The organism is Sphingomonas sp. BL2, assembly GCF_056680015.1.
In genome coordinates, this window is sequence record NZ_CM155261.1 from 1,245,561 (window position 1) to 1,267,266 (window position 21,706).

Genomic DNA, 21,706 nt, shown 5'->3' on the forward strand with positions numbered 1-21,706 from the left:
CCGCCAGCGTGGATATCAATCCGTTATATTCGGTGGCCGGCGTGCTCGTCGGCCTCATCGTCGGGCTGACGGGTGTCGGCGGCGGGTCGCTGATGACGCCGCTGCTGGTGCTCGTCTTCGGCTTCCACCCCGCCACCGCGGTCGGCACCGACCTGCTTTACGCGTCGGCGACCAAGACGGTCGGGACGACGGTGCATGGCTGGCGCGGCACGGTCGACTGGCAGGTCGTGCGCCGGCTCGCTACCGGTAGCGTCCCCGCCGCGATCGCGACATTGCTCGTGCTAAACCATCTCGGCGAAAAATCCTCCGACACCGGCCATGCGATCACCGTCGTGCTCGGCGTCACGCTGATCCTCTCGGCAGTCGCGACCTTCTTCCGCGGCAGGATCGTCGCGTGGCTGACGCCTCGCGTGGGCACGGTCGGCGGCGAGCGTCAGGCGATGCTGACGATCCTGCTCGGCGCCGTCCTCGGCGTGCTCGTCTCGCTGACCTCGGTCGGCGCCGGCGCACTGGGCATGACCGCGCTGTTAATCCTGTATCCCACCCTCCCGATCAACCGGCTGGTCGGGTCGGACATCGCCCACGCGGTGCCGTTGACGCTGCTCGGCGGGATCGGCCACTGGATCCTCGGCTCGGTCGACGTCGACCTGCTCGTGTCGCTGCTGATCGGGTCGATACCGGGCATCATCGTCGGCAGCCTGATCGCGACGCGCGTCTCGGACCGCGTGCTGGTCCCGGTGCTCGCGACCGTGCTGGCGCTGGTCGGCGTGAAGCTGATCTTCTGACATGCGGCCGGGGTTCGCCTTCTCGACGCGGTTCCGCGTGCGCTATGCCGAGATCGACGGCCAGCGCATCGTCTTCAACTCGCGCTATCTCGAATATGCCGACGTCGCGGTCACCGAGTTCTGGGAATGGACCGGGATCGCGGAGGCCCTGCCAGACGTCTGGCCGACCACCGAGTTCAACGTCCGCCGGACCGAGATCGACTACCTCAAGCCGTTCCGCCTCGGCGACACGGTCGAAGCGTTCGTGCGGATCGAGAAGATCGGGACGACGAGCCTGACGAAGCGCTTCGAACTCGCGCATGCGGAGACTGGGGAGTTGCACACGGTGATCACGATGGTCAGTGTGCACGTCGATCTTGAGACCGGCCGCCCAGTCCCGCTGCCCGACGTGATCCGCACGGTGCTGGAAGCGCTACCGTCCTGACCTGACACTACCGCCGACAGAATGACGGAGTGAGGTGCTATTCCGCCGCCTCGGCCTCCACCCCGTCCCCGGCAACCTCCCCAGGCAGCGCCCAGATCAGGTCGCCCTTCCCCAGCACACGCCCGTCATGCGACCGCACCGACACCGGCTGCAAAGGCCGCCGATCGCGCGCGTCGACCAGGATCGGGAACGCCGGCACGCACGTCTCCCACCGCTCGCCCCATTGCCGCAGCGCGATCATCGTTGGCAGCAGCGCGAACCCCTTATCGGTCAGACCGTAGGCGATCTTGCGTCGATCCTCCGGGATAGGCTGCCGCTCCAGGATCCCGTGCTCGACCAGCCGCGCCAGCCGGTTCGCGAGGATATTGCGCGCAATCCCCAGTTCCGACTGGAACTCCTCGAAATGATGCAGGCCGTTGAACGACGCGCGCAGGATCAGGAACGACCAGCGCTCGCCCATCGCCTCCAGCGCGGCAGGCAGGCTGCATTCGAGCTGGGGTACGCGCAATTTTCCCACGGCGTCTTCCTTATTGGACAGCAACGGTACCGCATAAAAGGCCGGAGCGAAATGCCTCGGATTTCAGTTGCAACTCGCAACTAGTCGGAATAGGTCTCGATTAGAAACCTTTTAGGAGTCTACCGATGTCCGTCATCACCCGCGCCCTTCTGACCGCCGTTCCCGCCCTGACGACGGGGTTCGCCGCACTGGTCGCGACACCGGTATCGGCCCAGACCCCCATCAATTATTATGTAGCCGTGCCCGCCGCGGCGCCCACCTCGACGCGGCTGATCACCAACGGCACGCCGTGGCGCTGGGAGAACGCGGCGTTCGTCTCCAGCAAGGCACCGCAGCGCGACGTGATCCTCTGCGCCGCGGTCGCCAAGCGCGTCGGGCCGCTCGCCAGTTTCACGGTCGCCGGCAAGGCCTATGACGCCGACGCGCTGGCCGCGTGCAACAACCACGCGAAATAACGAGGAATTTGTTGCAATGCATCGCAACCCGGCCCCATCTATGGCCGGTGTTGCGCCAATATGAACTGGTCGATCGCGTCCTCGACTACGATCCCGATGCCGATGAGGCGCTGCTGAACCGCGCCTATGTCTTCTCGATGCAGGCGCACGGGAGCCAGAAGCGCGCGAGCGGCGATCCGTATTTCAGCCATCCGATCGAGGTGGCGGGTATTCTCACCGACCTCCACCTCGATGCGGAGACGATCGCCACCGCGATCCTCCACGACACGATCGAGGATACCGTCGCCACGCCCGAGGAGATCGAGCGGCTGTTCGGTGCCTCCGTCGCGCGCCTCGTCGATGGCGTCACCAAGCTCAGCAAGATCGAGGCGCAGACCGAGAACGAACGCGCCGCCGAGAACCTGCGCAAATTCCTGCTCGCCATGTCCGACGACATCCGCGTGCTGCTGGTCAAGCTCGCCGACCGGCTGCACAACATGCGGACGCTCCACCACATCGCCAAGCCCGAGAAGCGCCGTCGCATCGCCAAGGAGACGATGGACATCTACGCGCCGCTCGCCGAGCGGATCGGCATGTACGAGTTCATGCGCGAGATGCAGTCGCTGGCGTTCGAACAGCTCGAGCCTGAAGCCTCCGAATCGATCAACCGCCGCCTCGAACAGTTGAAGAAGGGCGACGGCGACCGCATCGCCAAGATCGCGTCCGGGCTCAAGCTGGTCCTGTCGCGCGCCGGGGTCGAGGCGGATATCTCGGGCCGCGAGAAGCACCCCTATTCGATCTTCCGAAAGATGTCCGAGCGGCACATCAGCTTCGAACAGCTGTCCGACGTGATGGCGTTCCGCGCGATCGTGCCGACCGAGGAGGATTGCTACCGCGTGCTCGGGATCATCCACCAGCGTTGGCCGATGGTGCCCGGCCGGTTCAAGGATTACATCTCGACCCCCAAGCGCAACGGGTACCGCTCGCTGCACACGTCGGTAATCCATGCCGACAGCGCACGGATCGAGATCCAGATCCGCACCGCAGACATGCACGCGCAGGCCGAGTTCGGGCTGGCAGCACACTGGGCGTACAAGCAGCAGATCAACGGCAGCGACCGGCAGGTGAGCTGGATCCGCGATCTCGTCGAGATCCTCGACACCGCCGAGAGCCCGGAAGAGCTGCTCGAACACACGCGGATGGCGATGTACACCGATCGCATCTTCGCGTTCACGCCGAAGGGCGAGCTGATCCAGCTGCCCAAGGGCGCGACCTCGATCGACTTCGCCTACGCGGTGCACACCGATCTCGGCGACCAGGCGGTCGGTGCGAAGGTCAACGGCCGCGTCGTGCCGCTGTCGACGGTGATCGAGAACGGGGATCAAGTGCAGATCCTGCGCTCGAAGGGCCAGTCCCCACAACCGCAATGGCTCAACGTCGCGACCACGGGTAAGGCGCTCGCCGCGATTCGCCGGCACCTGCGGCAGAAGGAGCGTGTTGAGCAGATCGCGCTCGGCCAGACCTTGTACGAGGATATCGTCACTCGCCTGCCCGCGCAGATCGGCACCGATGCGCTGAGCCACGCGCTGAAGCGCCTGAAGCTGCCCGACGATTCATCGCTGATGGTCGCGATCGCGCGGCGGACGCTGTCCGATGCTGCGGTAATGGAAGCACTAATGCCGGGCTCGGCAGGCGCGGACGTGACGCATGCGCTCGCCCCGCAATCGAGCGCGATCTCGATCAAGGGCCTCACCCCCGGTGTCGCCTACGATCTGGCGACGTGCTGCCATCCAGTACCGGGCGACCGCATCGTCGGGTTGCGTCGGCCCGATGCCGGGATCGAGGTCCACGCGATCGACTGCCGCGTGCTGGGCGAACTCGCCGAGCGCTCCGAGAACGAGACCGACTGGGTCGACGTCGCCTGGGGTGACGAGACCGAGGGCGCGGTGGCGCGGATTTCGGTGATGGTGAAGAACGAGCCCGGCTCGCTCGGTATCGTCTCGTCGATCATCGGCGGGCACAAGGCCAACATCATCAACCTGCGGCTCGACACGCGCGACAAGAGCTTCCACACCAACGAGATCGACGTCGAGGTGCACGACGTGCAGCAGCTGATGCGGCTGATGGCGGGCTTGCGCGCGGCGGATGCGGTGCATACCGTGGAGCGGGTGTAGAAACATCTGCCGATGACGGCGGGCGCGGCGGGCGCTAGACGGGGGCGATGAACCGTCCGTCTCTTTCGATCGTCGTCCCCTGCTATAACGAGGCGGCGTGCCTCGACATCCTGCACGCCCGCATTTCCGGCGCGGCGAAGGTCGCGGTCGGCGACGATTACGAGATCGTCCTGATCAACGACGGCTCGCGCGACGATAGCTGGCCGGTGATGCAGCGCCTTGCCGCCGCCGATCCGCGGCTGGTCGCGATCAACCTTTCGCGCAACCACGGCCACCAGCTGGCGCTGACCGCCGGCCTCGACCTGTGCGCGGGCGAGCAGATCCTGATCATCGATGCCGATCTCCAGGACCCGCCCGAACTCCTGTCCGACATGCGCGCGGCGATGGCGGCGAGTCAGGCCGACGTCGTCTACGCGGTGCGCCGCCAGCGCGCGGGCGAGACGGTGTTCAAGAAAGCCACCGCCGCCGCCTTCTACCGCCTGCTGACCCGGATGACCGAAACGCCGATCCCGCTCGACACCGGCGACTTCCGCCTGATGAGCCGGCGCGCGCTGGATGCGTTCCTGTCACTCCCCGAGCAGGCCCGCTTCATCCGCGGCATGGTCGCCTGGATCGGCTTCAAGCAGGTGCCCTTCCCGTATGATCGCGCCGAGCGGCTGGCGGGCGAGACGAACTACCCGCTAGCGAAGATGATCCGCCTCGCGTTCGACGCCGTCACTGGCTTCTCCACCGCGCCGCTGCGCTTCGCCAGCCACGCGGGGCTCGCGCTGACCGGCGTGTCGCTGCTCCTGTTCGTCTATATCGCGATCGGCTGGCTCTCGGGCAGCGCGGTGCAGGGCTGGACCTCGACGATGCTGGTCACCGTGTTCCTCGGCGCGGTGCAGATGTTCGTGCTGGGGATGATCGGCGAATATCTCGGGCGGCTGTACGTCGAGTCGAAGCGTCGGCCGTTGTATATCGTCGCCGACGTCGCCGGCCCGATCCAGGGGAAAGCGACCTTGGGGTTTCGCGCGGAGCCGGTGGAGACTGAAATACCAAAGAGTGCCCCCAACGCCGTTCGTGCCGAGTAGAGACCGAGTAGCTCCGTAAGGAGCGTATCGAGGGCTCGCATAGAGGTACGAGTACCGCGCGCCAACCCATCCTTCGATACGCCGTCTCGATACGTGGCTTCGCCACTACTCGACGGCTACTCGGGACGAACGGAAGGGGGCCGCCCGGTTCCTCGATCGTTACCGTGGCACCGCCAGCGTCACGATCGAAACCCCCGGCGTCATCGGCACCCGTCCGACCAGATGGCGTTCCAGCCGAAAGATCTTCTCGAACAGCGCATTCACCAGCTTCGGCGGCGGCGAATCGTCGCTGTCGTCGCGCCCCGTCATCCGCCCGGCTATCCGCGCCGCCGCCGCCAGCGGGAACAGCAGCGAGTTGAAATACCCCAGCTTCTCCGGCTTCAACCCGGCCGCCTCGATCGCCGACTGCAACGTCGCCTTCGAATAACGCCGATGGTGGTGGTTCACGACGTCGTGCGCGCTCCACAGCCACGCATGCGCCGGCACCGCGATCAGGATCTTGCCGCCGGGCGCGAGGCAATCCGCCATAGCCTTCAAGGCCGCGACGTCGTCCTCGATATGCTCGACAACATCGAGCACCGCGATCAGGTCGTAATGCTTCCGCGGCACGCCCGGGAGTTCGGGCAAGGGCGCCGCGCCCACCCGCTTGCCGAGCCGCTCGCTCGCGATCTCGCGCGCGGCCGGGTCGATCTCGATCGCGTCGATGCTGCCGAACGCGGCGAGCATTGGCAAATTATGCCCGGTGCCGCAGCCGATCTCGAGGATCTTCGCATCCTTCGGCAACGCCCCGTACCGCGTCAAATAGTCGGCGAGGATGTCGCGACGAGCGCGGTACCACCAGTGGGTGGAATCGTGGGCGGCCATCCGGTCGTAGACGATGCGGTCCATCAGTAAGTCGCCCAATTCATTGGAAGCATCAGTTGAAAACCCAGAAACGGTTGAGCACGAACGTCACGATCGCGGCAAGGAATACGGCCGGAATCAGCGGTATCCACGGATGCAGGTGCAGCAGCGCCGTACCGATCCAGGTGATGATCGCATTGAGCGCGAGCCCCGAACCCTGGACGATCACGAACTTGAAATGCCGCCCCGCGCCCGGTTCCTTCGCGTGCCCCTTGAAGCTCCAGCGGCTGTGCAGGAAGAACCCGACCACCACCGCGACCGCAAACGCGAACGGCACCGCCGCCACCGCCTGCCGGGGCGGGAACACATAAGCCGTCAGCGGCAGGTAGACGAGCGAATACACCACGCTGGAGATCCCGCCGGCGATCCCGAAGCGCACGAGCTGACCGAGCACGCCGCTCGCCCGCATCTGCTCCATCTGTCGCCAAATCGCCTGCATGCCCGCCTTGTTCTTTACCCGCACCGCGATAGAGCGGCCGCGAAGACAAGCCCGCGCATCTAGAGTGCGTGCGGGCCGGAGGAAAGCGTTTTGGATCAGGCACCACTTCAGCGGCGGACGTTGCTGGACGAACGCGATCGGCATTGGCTCGATCGGCATTGGATCGCGCTGACGCTGCTCGCCTGGGTGGCGGTGGCGGCGTGGTCGATGGTCGATCGCTGGGGCCAGATCCGCTGGCTGTCGCTCGGCGATACCGACGACAACATGCGGCTGATGCAGGTCCGCGCGCTGCTCGACGGCCAGGGCTGGTACGATCTGCGCAACTACCGGATGAACCCGCCGGTCGGCTTCGACATCCACTGGAGCCGCATCGTCGACCTGCCGATCGCCGGCCTCATCCTGTTCTTCCGCCTCTTCACCAGCAACAGCTGGGCGGAGAGGCTCGCCTGCGGGATCGCGCCGCTGCTGCCGCTGTCGATCGCGATGCTCGGCATCGGCGCGACGGTGCGGCGGTTGATCAGCCCATATGCGTGGCCGCTCGCCGTCGTGTTCATGGTCGGCGCGACAGGCACGATGCTGATGTTCATGCCGGAGCGGATCGATCACCACGGCTGGCAGCTCGCGATGCTGAGCCTCTCGGTAGCGGGCCTGTGCGATACGAACGGCCGTCGTGGCGGCGCGATGGTCGGGATCGCGAGCGCGGTGTCGCTGTCGATCGGGCTCGAACTGTTGCCCTATGCGGCGATGGCGGGCGCGATCATCGCGCTGCGCTGGGTGTGGGACCGGTCGGAAGCCGAGCGTCTGTCGATCTACGCGCTGACACTGGGCGGTGGCAGCACGCTCGGGTTCGCGCTGTTCGCGTCGAACGCCAACCAGGCGATGCGCTGCGATGCGCTGACGCCGGTATGGCTGAGCGTGATGATCGCGGCGGGGATGCTGCTGTTCCTGCTCGCGCGGTTCGGGCCGGCGTCGCGCGGGATGCGACTGGCGCTCGCAGTGGCGGCCGGGGCGGCGATCGTCGCCGGTTTTGCCCTCGTCTTCCCGCAGTGCCTGGGCCGACCCGAAGGCATCTCACCCGAGCTGCAGCGCAACTGGCTGAACAATGTCCGCGAGGCCAAGCCGATCTACAACCATAGTTTCCGCGTCGGGTTCGCGCTGGCGACGCTACCGATCATCGGCCTGATCGGGGCCGTGATCGCAGCCTGGCGCGCACGTCGCGAACCGAGCGCGGTCGGCTGGGCGGCGGTCGCGCTGTTCACCGCGTTCGCCTGCGCGATGCTGTTATGGCAGGTCCGTGCCGGACCCGCCGCGCAGATGCTGGCGATCCCGGGGGCGACCGCGCTGGCGTGGCTGATCATCCCGCGGTTGCTCGGCATCCGATCGCTTGCGGTGCGCGTACTGGGGACGGCTGCCGCGTTCCTGATCGTCTCGGGCATGTTCGCCGGTATGGTGCTCAAATACCTGCCGATCGACCGGCCGAAGCCGTATGAAAAGCGCGTCAACATGGCGACCGGCGACTGCCTGCGCACGACCGTTCTACTGGCTTTGAACAAGTATCCCGCGCAGACGATCTTCACCTTCGTCGACATGGGCCCGCGGCTGATCACGATCACGCATCACGACGCGATTGCGGGGCCGTATCATCGGAACGGTGACGCCATCCTCGACGTCCAGCACGCGTTCGGGCGGTCTGCGGACGAGGCGCATGCGATCATCAAGCGCCACGGCGCGACGATGCTGCTGCTGTGTCCGAACGCGGCCGAATCGACCAACTATAAGGCGCGCAGTCCGAAGGGGTTCTACTCGGAACTGGCGAAGAACAAGATCCCGGCGTGGCTGACCCCACTCCCGCTGCCGGCTAAGTCGCCGCTGCGGTTGTTCAAGGTGGACTGAGCTCGCCCGCTGCCGCGGGAGAACGGCTCAGCGCAGCACCACCGACAAGCCGTCGAGCACGAATTGCACCGCCAGCGCGGCGAGCAGCACGCCGAGCAACCGTGTGATCACCGCCTCTATCTTCGCGCCGAGAATGCGCATGATCGGCCCGGCCGCCAGCAGTGCGACCAAAGTCAGCAGCAGGATCGTCACCATCGCGCCGAGCACGACCAGCGAACGCTCGATCCCGCTGTTCCGGCTCATCAACAGCATCACCGACGCGATCGAGCCCGGCCCAGCGATCATCGGCATCGCCATCGGGAAGATCGAGACGTCCTCGACCTCGGGATCGCTCGCCACCTTGGCGGCACGATCCTCGCGGCGCTCGGTGCGCTTCTCGAACACCATTTCGAGCGCAATCAGGAACAGCATGATGCCGCCGGCAATCCGGAAGCTGGCGAGACTGATCCCTAGACCTTTCAGCAACGCCTCGCCGAACAGCGCGAAGACGAACAGGATCAGCGCGGATACGCCGACCGCGCGGATCGCCATCGCGCGCTTCTGGAGCGCGGAGGCGCTCGCCGACAGCCCGGCGTAGATCGGTGCGCAACCGGGCGGATCGATGACCACGAAGAACGTGATCAGCGACGAGATATAGAGTTCGATCACAGGCTTGCCTCCTCGATCGCGACGCCTTCGCGGCGGCCTGCGGAGACGAGTGTGTTACGCAGCAGGCACGCGATCGTCATAGGCCCGACGCCGCCCGGCACCGGCGTGATCGCACCCGCAACCTCCACCGCGCTCGCGAAGTCCACGTCGCCGACGAGGCCGGCATCGGTCCGGTTGATACCGACGTCGATGACGGTCGCACCGGGTTTCAGCCAATCGCCCTTAATCATCTGCGGGATACCGACCGCAGCAACGACGATGTCCGCGCGACCAATGTGCGCGGGCACGTCCTTGGTGCGGCTATGCACGACGGTCACGGTGCAGCTCTCGCGGAGCAGCAGTTGCGCCATCGGCTTGCCGACGATGTTCGAACGACCGACCACGACCGCCTCGAGTCCGCTCAGGCTCGGCAACACGCTCTTCAACAGCATCACGCAGCCGAACGGTGTGCAGGGTACGAAGCCGGGCAGGCCGGTTGCGAGCCGCCCCGCGTTGATCGGATGGAACCCATCGACGTCCTTCTCCGGGTCGATCGCCGAGATGACCGCCTGCTCGTCGATATGCTTTGGCAGAGGCAACTGGACCAAGATGCCGTCGATCGCCCGGTTTGCGTTGAGTGTCGCGACCAACGCCAGCAGCTCGTCGGCCGGCACATCGGCGGGAAGGCGGTGCTCGATGCTCTCCATTCCGGCTTCACGCGTCGCCCTGCCCTTCGAGCGGACATAGACGTTGGAGGCGGGATCCTCGCCGACCAGCACCACAGCCAAGCCCGGCGCTCGGCCGGCCTGCGCCCTGAAGGCGGTGACGCCGTCTGCGATACGGGCCCGGAGGCCGGCGGCGAAGGCCTTGCCGTCGATGATGGTTGCGCTCATGCCCGCGGCCCATAGAGCGCGGCGGCAATTTCCGCCAGCGTAGCGACCTTGCCAGCGACACGCTCGTCAGTCCCGGCGGTCAGCGCCAAGCCGTCAGCCAGCGCTCGCCAAGCGGCCTTCCCGCTCAATAGGTCGCGACGAGGTAGTTCTGCGCGATGTTCGGAATGACGATGTTGCTGAGAATATAGAGGATCAGCAGCACGACCAGCGGCGACAGGTCGAGCGCGCCGAAATCGGGGAGCACGCGGCGGATCGGGCGGTACATCGGCTCGGTCATGCGCTGCAGCGCGGTCCACACGGTGCGGACGAAATCGCTGTGCGTATTGATGACGTTGAACGCAATCAGCCACGACAGGATCGCCTGCACGACGATGATCCACCAGATGACGGTGAGCAGCAACTGGACGATCTGAAGAAGGGCGATCAAGGCAAGGGTCTCCGCTGGTGTGTTGCCGATATAAGGTGGCGGGGGGAGAACGAGAAGCCCTGTGGTGTCGGGAGGTGTACCAACTCTATTCTACCGACGGACCGTCATCACATATGCCCGCCCCGAGCGATCCTCCCCCGCCAGGGGGAGGATCGTTGGGTTGGCCAGGGCTACCCCCTTTACCGCGAGCGCCCGTTGGCGCTGACCAGCGTGCCTGCACCCTGCTTGGTGAAGATCTCCAGCAGCATCGCGTGGGGCACGCGGCCGTCGATGATGACCGCGGCATCGACGCCCGATTCGACCGCCGCGACGCAGGTGTCGAGCTTCGGGATCATGCCACCGGTCACCGTGCCATCGGCGCGCAGTTCGGCGATCCGCGCAGGGTCGAGGTCGGTGAGCAGCTCGCCCTGCTTGTCGAGCACGCCGACGATATCGGTCAGCAGAAAGAACCGCGCCGCGCCCATCGCGGCGGCGATCGCGCCCGCCATCGTGTCGGCGTTGATGTTGTAGGTGTGGCCGTCCGCGCCGATACCGATCGGCGCGATCACCGGGATGATGTCGGCGGCGATCAGCGTGTCGAGGATCGTCCGGTCGACCGCGATCGGCTCGCCGACGAAGCCGAGGTCGACGTGGCGCTCGATCCCCTGAAGCTTGTCGGGCTCGCGACCGTGGCCGACTTTCTGCGCGAGGACGAGGCCAGCGTCCTTGCCGGAAATGCCGACCGCGCGACCGCCAGCCTGGCCGATCCAGCCGACGATTTCCTTGTTGATCGAGCCGGCCAGGACCATCTCAGCGATCTGCGCGGTCTCCGCATCGGTGACGCGCAAGCCGTCGACGAAGCGCGATTCGACGCCGAGGCGCTTCAACATCGCGCCGATCTGTGGCCCCCCGCCGTGCACCACCACCGGGTTGATGCCGACCGCCTTGAGCAGGACCATGTCCTCGGCGAAATCGCGCTGCAGTTCGGGGTCGCCCATCGCGTGGCCGCCGTATTTCACGACGAACGTCTTGCCGGCGTAACGCTGCAGGTACGGCAGCGCCTCGGTGAGCGTTTCCGCCTTGGCGAGCAGGGCGGGATCGGGCGTGTGATCGGTCATGCCGATCCCTTAGCCAGTTGGGTGAGGGAGCGAAAGACGCGGACCGCGGTCCCCGCCTCCTTGTTCTCCCGCGAAGGCGGGAGCCCAGACTGGGTCCCCGCCTTCGCGGGGAAACAACGAGGTCAGACCCGGTCCAACCGCCGTCCCAGCTTCACGAAGAACGTGATCATGAAGGGCACCAGCACGATCGACAGTATGACTTTGGTCAGCATCTGCCCTTCCATCAACGCGACGATCGGCCGTTCGCCGAGGAACGAGATGGTGATGAACAGGATCGTATCGATGATCTGCGAGATGATGCTCGCGATCATCCCGCGCAGCCACACCAGCTTGCCCTCACCGCTGCCGACCTGTCCCGACAGCTTCGAGAAGATGAGCACGTTGAGTGTCTGCGAGATTCCGTACGAGATCAGCCCGGCAATCATCATCCGCGAGCTCTGGCCGACCACGACCGGGAACGCGTCGACCGCGGGCGGGTACATCCCCGGGTCGTGCGGCAAGGCCAGCACCAGGTGGATCAGCGCCGCCGACACCAGCAGCGGAATGAACCCCAGGCGCACCAGGAACGTCGCGGTCTTCTGGCCGTGCAGTTCGGCGATCGCACTGCTCAACACCACCAACAGCAGGAATCCGAAGATTCCCGCCTCGACCGCGAGCGGGCCGAGCGCGACCTGCTTCACCCCCAACACGCCGGCGATGCACACCATGCCGCCGTACAGGACTGAGAAAACGAAGAGCGAACGCGGGAACGCGGGAACAGACTTATCCATCGCCGGGGACGCTAGCGAAATCGCGCGCGCCGTCAAATGACTAGCGCGCTTCAAATAACTGGCGAGCGCGGCGCTCGCGTGTCATGTCGGTCGCTTGCGCAGCCGGGGGGCGGCGCGTGTCATCGCAAGAAAACGCAGGGCGTCCATGGAAAGACTCTTCATCGGTTTGGCGGGCATCGCCGTCATCCTGGGCATTGCCGTGCTGTTGTCGAGCGACCGCCGCGCGATCCGCCTGCGCATCGTCGGCGCCGCGTTCGCGCTGCAGGCCGGGATCGCCGTGCTCGTGCTGTATTCCAGCTTCGGCAAGGTCGTGCTCGGCGAGATGTCCGGCGGGGTCGCCAATTTGCTCGGCTATTCGCAGAAGGGCACCGAGTTCCTGTTTGGCAAGATGGCGACTCCCGAGATCGGCGGACAGAGCTTCGCGATCGCCGCGTTGCCGGTGATCATCTTCTTCGCCAGCCTCGTCTCGATCCTCTATTATCTCGGCATCATGCAGTTCGTGGTGCGGTGGGTCGGCGGCGGGATCGAGAAGGTCATCGGCGTCTCGAAGGTCGAGTCGCTGTGCGCGGCGGCGAACATCTTCGTCGGCCAGAGCGAATCGCCGCTCGTCATCCGCCCCTATCTCGCGGGCCTGACCCCGGCGCAGCTCTTCACCGTGATGACCAGCGGCATGGCCGGCGTCGCGGGCACCATCCTCGCGGCGTATGCGTCGATGGGCATCCGCATCGATTATCTGCTCGCGGCAAGCTTCATGGCCGCGCCGGGCGGGATCCTGATGGCGAAGATCATCATGCCCGACCGCGTCACGCCGCCGGAAGGCGAACTCGCACTTGGCGATCTGCCGAGTGAATCGTCGGCGGGCGAACCGATGCCGCAGGCGACGCACGACGAGGAAAAACCCGCCAATCTGATCATGGCAGCAGCCCAGGGCGCGCAGACCGGCGTGCGTCTGGCGGTTGCGGTCGGTGCGATGGTGCTGGCGTTCGTCGCACTCGTGGCGCTCGCGAATGGCTTACTCGGCGGACTCGGCAATATGATCGGGCTGCCCGGGCTGAGCTTCCAGGGGCTGCTCGGCTATGTCTTTGCGCCGATCATGTTCCTGCTCAACGTGCCGTGGAGCGAGGCGGGGATCGCCGGCGGGCTGTTCGGGCAGAAGATCGTGCTGAACGAATTCGTCGCCTACATCTCGCTCGGCACGCAGCAGGGGCTGAGCCCGCGGACGATCGCGGTCATCACCTTCTCGCTGTGTGGGTTCGCAAACTTCTCGTCGATCGCGATCCAGATGGCGGTGACCGGCAGCCTCGCGCCGAACCAGCGGCCGATGATCGCTAAGCTCGGCCTTCGTGCGCTGGCCGCGGGGAGTTTGGCGAACCTGATGTCGGCCGCGCTCGCGGGCCTGCTGATCGGCTGAATCCCGCCCATCCGTCATCCTGACGAAAGTCAGGACCCAGAGCCACGAGGGGCAGCGCTTGTTACTCTGGGTCCTGACTTTCGTCAGGATGACGGAGAGGTTGAGATGACGGGACTGGGATGCCACGGCACCTAAATGCAATCGGGCCCGTCACCTCTTGGCAACGGGCCCGACGCCACTGCCGCGTAATGGTCCGCGGGCAGCTATCTCGCGGGATCGCCGATTACGGCAGCATCACCGTGTCGACGACGTGGATCACGCCGTTCGACTGCATGACGTTGGCGATCGTGATCTTACCCTTGTGGCCCTTGCCGTCCATGATGCCCCAGCCGGTGCCGACCTTCTTGAACATCAGCGGCTCGCCCTGCACGGTCGTGTAGGTCGCGGTGCCGCCGTTCGCCTTCGCCTTGGCGGCGATGTCGGCGGCGGTGATCGTGCCGGGGACGACGTGATAGGTCAGGACGCTGGCGAGCTGCGCCTTGTTCTCGGGCTTGAGCAGCGTGTCGACGGTGCCGGCCGGCAGCTTCTTGAACGCGGCGTTGGTCGGCGCGAACACGGTAAACGGACCCGGGCCCGACAGCGTCTCGACCAGGCCGGCGGCCTTGACCGCGGCGACCAGCGTCGTGTGGTCCTTCGAATTGACCGCGTTCTCGACGATCGTCTTGGTCGGATACATAGCGGCGCCGCCGACCATCGGGTTGGTCTGCGCTGCGACGATGGCGCTGCCGCTGACGGCAACGGCGGCCGCGACGATCGCGGTACGAATGAAGTGGTTCATGGCTTCTCTCCTGCGTGCGGAGCCGGTGTGCGGCGCCACTGCGGGGAGATACGCGCGTGCCACAAGAAGGACGCAGCCGGTGCTCAGATCGTCGCGAGAAGTCCCGCCCACGCCGCGATCTCATCGTCGTGCCGCCGTGTGACGACCAGATCGCTAGCGATCGCCGTGTCGAGATCGACCTCGACCGAGCCGGTCCATTCGAACGTCGCATTGCCAGACAGCGTGACCATCGCCGCCTCGCTCGCCTCCGCGCGAACCAGCCCGCCCTTGTTGAAGACGGTCGTCGGCGTATCGTACGCGATCCGCCCGGTCAGGCACGCGGCATAGGTCGACGCCGCCATCGCGCTGCCACAGCTGTCGGTCAGCCCGACCCCGCGCTCGAAGGTGCGGACGAACAGGTCATGGCCACGCACCTCGACGAAACTGACGTTCGCGCGATTGGGCAGCCAGTCGGGCGCCGCCTCGCACGCTTCGCCGACGCGGACGAGTTCGCCTTCGTCGATGGCATCCACGAACGTCACGAGATGGGGGTTCGGCATCGCCACCGCCGTGAAGGCGCGATCCGTCGGCAAGGGCGCGATCGGCGTATCGACGATGCGATCGGTCCCGACGGTCATCGGCCACACCGCGACATCCAGAGATGCGGGGCCAGCGATCTCGCGCACGGTGAACACGCCATCGGCAATATCGGCATCGCGCTCGACGGCCGCGTCGCTCGTCTTCAGCAGCGCTAAAGTAGTTTCAGAGCCCGTGGCCGCGAACCCCGCGCGCGCGACGCAGCGCAGGCCGTTGAGGCACGTCTCAGACTCGCTGCCATCCGAATTGAACATCCGCATGCCGAACGCGTGGGTCGCGTCGCCGCCCGTCAGGAGCAGGAGTCCATCGCCACCGACTGGCCCATCCCGATGCGCCAGCGCCCGCGCGACGGCAGCCCAAGCCGCATCGCCAAGCGCCGACGCGCGTGCGTCGATCAGCGGAAAGTCGTTACCGGAACCGTGGCATTTGATGAGGTCGAAGAGCATGCTCGACACTTAGTCACGCCCGCGCACCAATGCGAGCGCCTAACCAATCCCATAATGCGCCGCCAACCGATCGAGCGCGAGCGTCAGCACGACCCGCTCCGCCCGCGCCGGCCATTGCAACGCCTTCTCGGCCACCGGCAGCCCCTCCCCCGCGCAAACCACGCGCCAAAGGATATCCGCCAGCCCAGGCCCCGCTGCCGCCAGCGCCGCATCGAACCGACGCTTCGCCGCGATCTGCGCCGACGTCGGGTCGAGTCCGTCACCACCATCGCCATCGACCCGCTCGACCCAGCGCATCGTCACGCTCGGCGCGATCGACGCGCGTTCGTAATCGGCCCGCAACCGCTCCCCCGCCTCGAGCTGTTTCAAGTCGATCAGCGCCCGCGATCGCAACCACCCGAGCGGCGACTCCGCGAGGTTGATGGTTACCATACGACCGCGGCGCATGCCGGCTGCTTGTGGGACGCCCTCCGAATCGACCGTCCGCTCTACCAGTTCGCGCATCCGCCATCTCCCGTTGCGCTTGGCGGTTGCCATAGCTCCACCGTTGTAGGACAGAGAATTAACCCATCTGGTTTGGAACCGTTCGATGATCGCATTGCAATGATCACCGCCATTCGCGAAGTCCGGCGTGCCAAGGGACTGACGCTGGAGGACGTCGCCAGGCGTTGCGATCCACCGACCACCGCGCAGACGATCGGGCGGCTGGAGACGGGCACGCGCACGGTCTCGATCGGCTGGCTCAACCGGATCGCGGCGGCACTAGGCGTAGAGGCGAGCGATCTCGTGACATTGCCGGACCGCACCGACCTCCCAGTCGTCGCAATACTCGACGGCCGAGGCGCCCACGCTCCCCGCCGAACCACGACCGTCCCCCCGCCTCAAGTCGCACCCGGCCAAGTCGCAATAACCGTCGCGAACGACACCGGCGACTATCACGCAGGCGACGTGATCTGGGCAGCGACCCTCGCCCCCCGAGATTTCGCAACCGCGCTCAACCGCGACGTCCTCGTCCCGCAACCCGCAGGAAGGTTCGCGTTCGGCCAGCTCACCGGATGCGGCGGCGGCGTTACCGTCCTCCCGCCGGACACCGGCACGCAGTCGCTGACCATCGCCGCCCCCGCCTGGATCGCGGTCGCAGTTCGACTGGTGCGCGAGCTATAGAGGGTGATTGACGATGACGGGCTCGAACCGCCGACATTCTCGGTGTAAACGAGACGCTCTACCAACTGAGCTAATCGCCCCTCTCGGGTGGGCGTCCGATGCCAAAGCCGGGCGGCCAGGGCAAGCTAAAATCACGGAATGCGGAGGTCGGCGCCCCTGGTGGCCACGATATACCCACGCATCGCCTCGCTCGCGCGATCGGACAGCACCATGAACGCGCGGCGTCGGTCGAGCAGGTCGGGACGGCGTTCGAACAGTCCGGTGTCGGTCATCCGCGCGATCCAGCGCAGCGCAGTGGTCGGCGCGACTGCCGCCGCGATGCACAGGCTCGACACCGAGACACGGCCCCGCTCCAGCTCGGCGGCGTAGAGATCGAGCAGCATGTCCCAGCCGGGATCCTCGAACAATGTCGCGCCGAAGAACTGGTCGCGCAATCGGCGCGCGCGGATTGCTCGACGGACATCCGCCGCGCTGGGCTCGATCAAGGCGGGCGGTGCGCCGTAGCGATTGGTGCGGTCGCCGACGATCGGCGCGGCGGGTGCGTCGCCCTCGATCTCCGCCCGCGTCAGTCGGGCGAGCGCCTCGGCGATCCGCGCGACCTCGGTGTTCAGTCGCTCGAGCCGCGTGCCGTCGGTCTCGCGGTGAACATCGAAGACGCCCGCCGGGATACGCGCCGCCTCGGCAGCGACCACGATCGCAGCGACGCAATCGCCGACGGTGGGATCGACCAGTAACCGCGTGCTACCACCCAGCGTCGCCGCGGCCACGACGTCGATCTCGTCGACGCTCATGGCGACGACCAGTCCCGCCTGCATTCTGACGGCCTGATCGACGATACCTGGCAAGTGTTCGGCTATTATCGCTGGATCGACCCCGCCGGCCTCGACGACAACGACCTGCGGCGTCGCATGATCACCGAAGCCTGCTGGCCAATCGAGGCGGGCAACGATCCGACCGTTCAGCGCGGCGAGGGCAACGGTCAGCCGGTCCGGTGCGCCGGGCCCGGCGATCAGGACCGCGTCGATCCCCGTGTCGTAATTCGCCGCGTCAGGCGGGCCGTCAGATAGGGTCATCAAGGTCTCCGCTGTGATGCGGAGACTAACCTGCGTCAGGTGAGGAGTTACACCCGAACTGGATCGAGTTCCGTTCCAGTTGGGACCCCAAGCGAAGAGCTCAGTCGAGCGCCTTGACGATATCCTCGACCATCTTCTTCGCGTCGGCCAGCAGCATCATCGTATTGTCGCGGTAGAACAGCTCGTTATCGACGCCGGCATAGCCCACGCCGCCCATCGATCGCTTGATGAACAGCACGGTCTTGGCCTTCTCGACGTCGAGCACCGGCATGCCATAGATCGGCGAGGTCTTGTCGGTCTTGGCGGCGGGGTTGGTCACGTCGTTCGCGCCGATTACGAACGCGACGTCGGTCTGCGCGAACTCGCTGTTGATGTCCTCGAGCTCGAACACGTCGTCATACGGCACGTTCGCCTCCGCCAGCAGGACGTTCATGTGCCCTGGCATGCGCCCCGCGACGGGGTGGATCGCGTATTTCACGCGGACCCCCTCGGCCTTCAGCTTGTCGCCCATTTCGCGGAGCACATGCTGCGCCTGCGCGACAGCCATACCGTAGCCGGGGACGATGATGACCTGCTCGGCCTGGCTCATCAGGAACGCGGCATCTTCCGCCGAGCCGCGCTTCCACGGGCGATCGCTCGCGACCGCGCCGCCGCTGGTGTCCGCGACCGTGCCGAAGCCGCCCGCGATCACGCTGATGAAGCTGCGGTTCATCGCGCGGCACATGATGTAGCTGAGGATCGCGCCCGAGCTGCCTACCAGCGCGCCGGTGATAATCATCGCGCTGTTGTGCAGCGTAAAGCCCATCGCCGCCGCCGCCCAACCCGAATAGGAATTGAGCATGCTGACCACCACCGGCATGTCCGCGCCGCCGATCGGGACGATCAGCAGGAAGCCAATGACGAAGCTCAGGATCACGATCGTCCAGAAGATCCACGGCTCTTGGTTCGTGACGAAATACGCGATCAACCCGAGGATGCCGGCGAGCAGCGCGATGTTGATGACGTGCCGGCCAGGCAGCATGATCGGCTTGCCGCCCATGTTGCCGTTGAGTTTCAGGAACGCGATGACCGAGCCGGAGAAGGTGATCGCACCGATCGCGACGCCGAGCCCGAGTTCGATCCGGCTGACCGGGTGGATGACGGCGAAGGGCTGGCCGATCAGCGGGATGACGAGGTCGGAGATCCCGAACGCCTGCGGGTTGAGATAGGCCGCGACGCCGACCAGCACCGCGGCGAGACCGACGAGGCTATGGAATGCGGCAACGAGTTGCGGCATCGCGGTCATCGCAATCCGGCGGGCGGTGACGAGGCCGATCGCCGCGCCGACGCCGATCGCCGCAAGGATTTCGACGACCGTGGTCCAGTCGATAGCGCGCACGACTATCGTAGATCCGGTGTCGGAAACGAGAAGGTGCTGAACGAATGGCACATGTGTCACCAGCGTCGTCACCACCGCAATCGTCATGCCGATGATGCCGAACCGGTTGCCGCGCTGGCTCGATGCGGGGCTCGACAGCCCGCGCAACGCAAGGATAAAGCACACCCCCGCTACCAGATAGGCGAGCGATGCCCAGGGGCTGACCGTCAGTTCATGCATCGCGCGTCCCCTTCACGTCCGCATCGCTCACTTGCTCGCAGCAGGCGCGACCGGCCGTTCCTTTTTCTTGTACATCGCCAGCATCCGCGCGGTGACCGCGAAACCGCCGAAGATGTTGATGCTCGCCAGCACCACCGCCAGCAACCCGAGCGCCTTTGCCACGCCCGATCCGGCGCCGATGCCTGCCGCAGCTGCAGCAATCAGCGCGCCGACGATGATCACCGAAGAGATCGCATTGGTCACCGCCATCAACGGCGTGTGCAGCGCGGGCGTCACCGCCCAGACAACGAAATACCCGACGAAACACGCCAGCACGAAGATCGACAGGATCGCGATAAAGTCCATTGTTCGGTCTCCGATTCTCTCAGGCTGCCGCGCGCGCAGCGGCGGGGATATTGCGTCCCATGTCTTCGGCAGCTTCGATCCAGCAGGCGATCGCATCATAGGCATTGGCCAGAGCGTCCTGCGGCGTATCGCCGTCGGACTTGCACCCAGGGAGTGCCGGGACAACCGCAAAATATCCCCCGCCATCTGAAGGCGACAGCGGCCGGATCACGACTTCATAATCTTGCGGGTTCATCGTTCCGTTCTCCGCACCGCATCGATGAACCTGACGAGATCGCGAATATAAACCGGCTTGATCGGCCGGTGCGCGGGGATCGTTAGGATTTCGACCTGGCTTGTATGCTTCACCTTGTAGTGTGAGCCGTTGCGAGGTGGGCTGCAAGATATCCCCACCTCCGAACACGCGGCGGCGACATCCTGGATACGCCAGTCCCGCGGATTGGCCCGCATCGCATCGAGAAGCCGCTCGCCACGGGTCATGCTCTCCGGATCATGTCAGCAGCCTTGGGTTCACAATCTTGCCACCCTGCGTCAGCCGGATCGCATCGCCGATCTCGGCGTCGAGCACGGGTCGCCCCGCCTCCTTGTCCCAGAAGGCGTTGAGGAAATTGAACAGGTTGCGCGAGAACAGCGCGCTGGCGTCCGCCGCCAATCGAGACGGCACGTTGCGGTGACCGACGATCTTCACACCGTTCACCACGACGACTTCACCCGCGACCGAGCCCTCGACGTTGCCGCCCTGCTCGACCGCAAGATCGACGATCACCGATCCCGGTTTCATGCTCGCAACCTGCGCCGCCGAGATCAGCCGCGGTGCGGCACGCCCCGGGATCAGCGCCGTCGTGATGACGATGTCCTGCTTGGCGATATGCCCCGACACGAGCTCCGCCTGCGCCGCCTGATATTCGGGCGACATCTCGCCGGCATACCCGCCCGTCCCCTCGCCTTCGATCCCCGCGACGTTCTCGACGAAGATCGGCTTCGCGCCGAGCGACTGGATCTGCTCGCGAGTCGCGGCGCGCACGTCGGTCGCCGACACCTGCGCGCCAAGCCGCCGCGCGGTCGCGATCGCCTGGAGCCCCGCCACGCCGACGCCCATCACGAACGCCTTGGCCGCCGAGATCGTCCCCGCCGCGGTCATCATCATCGGAAACGCGCGACCATATTCGGCCGCCGCGTCGAGCACCGCCTTGTACCCCGACAGGTTGGACTGCGACGACAGGATGTCCATCGACTGCGCGCGCGTGATGCGCGGCATGAACTCCATGGCCAGCGCTTCGTAGCCCGCCGCGGCATAAGCCTCGACTCGCGCACGCTCTGCAAAGGGATTGAGGCTTGCGACGATCCACGCCCCACGCGTCACGCCGTTCAGCGAAGCAGGATCAGGCCCCTGCACGCCGAGCACCATATCCGCCCCCGCCAGCGTCGCCGCACGGTCACCTACCGACGCGCCCGCATCCGAATACGCGGCATCGGCGATCGAGGCGGTCTCACCCGCGCCCGCTTCCACGGCCAGCGTCGCCCCCAGCGCAATGAATTTCTTGACCGTTTCCGGCGTCGCGGAAACCCGCCGCTCGCCGTCCGCTTGCTCTTTCAGGACGGCGATCTTCATGGCGTTACGAGATCAGCCAGATGACGAGCGCGACGACCAGCGCACACCCGACTGCGCCCCATTTCATCATTCCCGTCACGCTCGAATAGGTCGCGACGTGCGCCTTCATGTCCCCGTTGCCGGCCATGGTTCGTGCCCCAATCCTGTCAGTGCCATCCTCTATGGCCGAGACCTTATCGCGCGTATCCTGGAACGCCAAGCAGGACATTTAAGTCGCTCTTTACTTGCGCTAGCTATTGCACGTGCCGGAA

Annotated in this window: 26 protein-coding genes and 1 tRNA gene; 8 read left to right on the plus strand and 19 right to left on the minus strand. The window is 66.0% G+C overall.

Annotation, left to right across the window (positions count from 1 at the left end; all coding sequences use genetic code 11):
- The first annotated feature begins 8 nt into the window (after positions 1-8).
- Positions 9-785 carry a sulfite exporter TauE/SafE family protein gene (locus tag AC1ME3_RS05680; RefSeq protein WP_480955202.1) on the plus strand — a complete coding sequence of 259 codons (777 nt, stop codon included), beginning with the start codon at positions 9-11 and terminating at the stop codon, positions 783-785.
- Between the two features lies 1 nt (position 786).
- Entirely contained in the window at positions 787-1,209 is a 423-nt protein-coding gene (locus AC1ME3_RS05685) for an acyl-CoA thioesterase (protein WP_480955203.1), read from the plus strand.
- A gap of 37 nt (positions 1,210-1,246) precedes the next feature.
- Here the strand turns inward: AC1ME3_RS05685 and AC1ME3_RS05690 are convergent, their stop codons facing one another.
- On the minus strand, positions 1,247-1,669 hold the full coding sequence (locus AC1ME3_RS05690) for a winged helix-turn-helix transcriptional regulator (RefSeq protein ID WP_192238688.1): 423 nt from the start codon (positions 1,667-1,669) through the stop codon (positions 1,247-1,249).
- Between the two features lie 182 nt (positions 1,670-1,851).
- Between AC1ME3_RS05690 and AC1ME3_RS05695 the strand changes: the two genes are divergently transcribed.
- The 3 genes from AC1ME3_RS05695 to AC1ME3_RS05705 are packed head-to-tail and all read left to right on the plus strand — an operon-like array spanning position 1,852 to position 5,404.
- Positions 1,852-2,181: a CC_3452 family protein gene (locus tag AC1ME3_RS05695; protein ID WP_480955204.1), complete on the plus strand. Its 330-nt coding sequence runs from the start codon at positions 1,852-1,854 to the stop codon at positions 2,179-2,181.
- A 47-nt stretch (positions 2,182-2,228) separates the two neighbouring features.
- Positions 2,229-4,334 (plus strand): RelA/SpoT family protein, encoded by a 2,106-nt coding sequence (locus AC1ME3_RS05700; RefSeq protein ID WP_480955205.1) that lies wholly within the window; start codon positions 2,229-2,231, stop codon positions 4,332-4,334.
- A 47-nt stretch (positions 4,335-4,381) separates the two neighbouring features.
- On the plus strand, positions 4,382-5,404 hold the full coding sequence (locus tag AC1ME3_RS05705) for a glycosyltransferase family 2 protein (RefSeq protein ID WP_480955206.1): 1,023 nt from the start codon (positions 4,382-4,384) through the stop codon (positions 5,402-5,404).
- Positions 5,405-5,563: 159 nt separating this feature from the next.
- Here AC1ME3_RS05705 and AC1ME3_RS05710 read toward each other — a convergent pair whose 3' ends face one another.
- Together AC1ME3_RS05710 and AC1ME3_RS05715 are read right to left on the minus strand one after the other, a co-directional pair.
- Positions 5,564-6,292 carry a class I SAM-dependent methyltransferase gene (locus tag AC1ME3_RS05710; protein ID WP_480955207.1) on the minus strand — a complete coding sequence of 243 codons (729 nt, stop codon included), beginning with the start codon at positions 6,290-6,292 and terminating at the stop codon, positions 5,564-5,566.
- A gap of 28 nt (positions 6,293-6,320) precedes the next feature.
- The gene (locus tag AC1ME3_RS05715; protein WP_480955208.1) at positions 6,321-6,770 is read right to left on the minus strand and encodes a GtrA family protein; all 450 of its coding nucleotides are present in this window, start codon (positions 6,768-6,770) and stop codon (positions 6,321-6,323) included.
- Positions 6,771-6,836: 66 nt separating this feature from the next.
- Here AC1ME3_RS05715 and AC1ME3_RS05720 point away from each other — a divergent pair, with 66 nt between their 5' ends.
- Positions 6,837-8,639 carry an AcrB/AcrD/AcrF family protein gene (locus tag AC1ME3_RS05720; RefSeq protein ID WP_480955209.1) on the plus strand — a complete coding sequence of 601 codons (1,803 nt, stop codon included), beginning with the start codon at positions 6,837-6,839 and terminating at the stop codon, positions 8,637-8,639.
- Positions 8,640-8,666: 27 nt separating this feature from the next.
- Here the strand turns inward: AC1ME3_RS05720 and AC1ME3_RS05725 are convergent, their stop codons facing one another.
- The 5 genes from AC1ME3_RS05725 to AC1ME3_RS05745 all read right to left on the minus strand — a co-directional run bounded on the left by AC1ME3_RS05725 (position 8,667) and on the right by AC1ME3_RS05745 (position 12,453).
- A complete protein-coding gene (locus AC1ME3_RS05725) occupies positions 8,667-9,287 on the minus strand; it encodes a MarC family protein (protein WP_132737007.1) in 621 nt (206 codons plus the stop codon).
- On the minus strand, positions 9,284-10,159 hold the full coding sequence (gene folD, locus AC1ME3_RS05730) for a bifunctional methylenetetrahydrofolate dehydrogenase/methenyltetrahydrofolate cyclohydrolase FolD (protein WP_480955210.1): 876 nt from the start codon (positions 10,157-10,159) through the stop codon (positions 9,284-9,286). Before folD ends, AC1ME3_RS05725 begins: the two co-directional genes overlap by 4 nt.
- Positions 10,160-10,283: 124 nt before the next feature.
- On the minus strand, positions 10,284-10,586 hold the full coding sequence (locus AC1ME3_RS05735; RefSeq protein ID WP_056066456.1) for a YggT family protein: 303 nt from the start codon (positions 10,584-10,586) through the stop codon (positions 10,284-10,286).
- Between the two features lie 179 nt (positions 10,587-10,765).
- Entirely contained in the window at positions 10,766-11,683 is a 918-nt protein-coding gene (gene argB / locus AC1ME3_RS05740; protein WP_060526005.1) for an acetylglutamate kinase, read from the minus strand.
- 122 nt (positions 11,684-11,805) lie between these two features.
- On the minus strand, positions 11,806-12,453 hold the full coding sequence (locus AC1ME3_RS05745; RefSeq protein ID WP_480955211.1) for a queuosine precursor transporter: 648 nt from the start codon (positions 12,451-12,453) through the stop codon (positions 11,806-11,808).
- A 145-nt stretch (positions 12,454-12,598) separates the two neighbouring features.
- Between AC1ME3_RS05745 and AC1ME3_RS05750 the strand changes: the two genes are divergently transcribed.
- Positions 12,599-13,864: a NupC/NupG family nucleoside CNT transporter gene (locus AC1ME3_RS05750; RefSeq protein ID WP_480955212.1), complete on the plus strand. Its 1,266-nt coding sequence runs from the start codon at positions 12,599-12,601 to the stop codon at positions 13,862-13,864.
- Between the two features lie 223 nt (positions 13,865-14,087).
- Here AC1ME3_RS05750 and AC1ME3_RS05755 read toward each other — a convergent pair whose 3' ends face one another.
- From AC1ME3_RS05755 to AC1ME3_RS05765, 3 genes are all read right to left on the minus strand, one after another.
- Complete coding sequence (locus AC1ME3_RS05755) at positions 14,088-14,642, minus strand: fasciclin domain-containing protein (RefSeq protein WP_120301488.1); 555 nt, start codon at positions 14,640-14,642, stop codon at positions 14,088-14,090.
- 83 nt (positions 14,643-14,725) lie between these two features.
- The gene (gene dapF / locus AC1ME3_RS05760; protein ID WP_480955213.1) at positions 14,726-15,664 is read right to left on the minus strand and encodes a diaminopimelate epimerase; all 939 of its coding nucleotides are present in this window, start codon (positions 15,662-15,664) and stop codon (positions 14,726-14,728) included.
- Between the two features lie 39 nt (positions 15,665-15,703).
- Positions 15,704-16,168: a DUF6456 domain-containing protein gene (locus tag AC1ME3_RS05765; RefSeq protein WP_480955214.1), complete on the minus strand. Its 465-nt coding sequence runs from the start codon at positions 16,166-16,168 to the stop codon at positions 15,704-15,706.
- Between the two features lie 99 nt (positions 16,169-16,267).
- Here AC1ME3_RS05765 and AC1ME3_RS05770 point away from each other — a divergent pair, with 99 nt between their 5' ends.
- A complete protein-coding gene (locus AC1ME3_RS05770; protein WP_480955215.1) occupies positions 16,268-16,828 on the plus strand; it encodes a helix-turn-helix domain-containing protein in 561 nt (186 codons plus the stop codon).
- Positions 16,829-16,836: 8 nt separating this feature from the next.
- Here AC1ME3_RS05770 and AC1ME3_RS05775 read toward each other — a convergent pair.
- The 8 genes from AC1ME3_RS05775 to AC1ME3_RS05810 form a co-directional block, all read right to left on the minus strand.
- Positions 16,837-16,908 (minus strand) — tRNA-Val (locus tag AC1ME3_RS05775).
- Between the two features lie 51 nt (positions 16,909-16,959).
- Positions 16,960-17,901: a hypothetical protein gene (locus tag AC1ME3_RS05780; protein WP_480955216.1), complete on the minus strand. Its 942-nt coding sequence runs from the start codon at positions 17,899-17,901 to the stop codon at positions 16,960-16,962.
- Positions 17,902-18,001: 100 nt separating this feature from the next.
- A complete protein-coding gene (locus AC1ME3_RS05785; protein ID WP_480955217.1) occupies positions 18,002-19,498 on the minus strand; it encodes an NAD(P)(+) transhydrogenase (Re/Si-specific) subunit beta in 1,497 nt (498 codons plus the stop codon).
- Positions 19,499-19,525: 27 nt separating this feature from the next.
- Positions 19,526-19,843 carry an NAD(P) transhydrogenase subunit alpha part 2 gene (locus tag AC1ME3_RS05790; protein ID WP_056064542.1) on the minus strand — a complete coding sequence of 106 codons (318 nt, stop codon included), beginning with the start codon at positions 19,841-19,843 and terminating at the stop codon, positions 19,526-19,528.
- Positions 19,844-19,862: 19 nt separating this feature from the next.
- The gene (locus AC1ME3_RS05795) at positions 19,863-20,078 is read right to left on the minus strand and encodes a type II toxin-antitoxin system HicB family antitoxin (protein ID WP_120300897.1); all 216 of its coding nucleotides are present in this window, start codon (positions 20,076-20,078) and stop codon (positions 19,863-19,865) included.
- Entirely contained in the window at positions 20,075-20,323 is a 249-nt protein-coding gene (locus AC1ME3_RS05800; protein ID WP_480955218.1) for a type II toxin-antitoxin system HicA family toxin, read from the minus strand. The genes AC1ME3_RS05795 and AC1ME3_RS05800 overlap by 4 nt, the downstream gene beginning before the upstream one ends.
- 10 nt (positions 20,324-20,333) lie before the next feature.
- Positions 20,334-21,455 carry an NAD(P) transhydrogenase subunit alpha gene (locus AC1ME3_RS05805; RefSeq protein WP_480955219.1) on the minus strand — a complete coding sequence of 374 codons (1,122 nt, stop codon included), beginning with the start codon at positions 21,453-21,455 and terminating at the stop codon, positions 20,334-20,336.
- A gap of 4 nt (positions 21,456-21,459) precedes the next feature.
- Positions 21,460-21,582, minus strand: coding sequence for an aa3-type cytochrome c oxidase subunit IV (locus AC1ME3_RS05810; protein ID WP_082441508.1), 123 nt, complete (start codon positions 21,580-21,582; stop codon positions 21,460-21,462).
- Between the last annotated feature and the right edge of the window lie 124 nt (positions 21,583-21,706).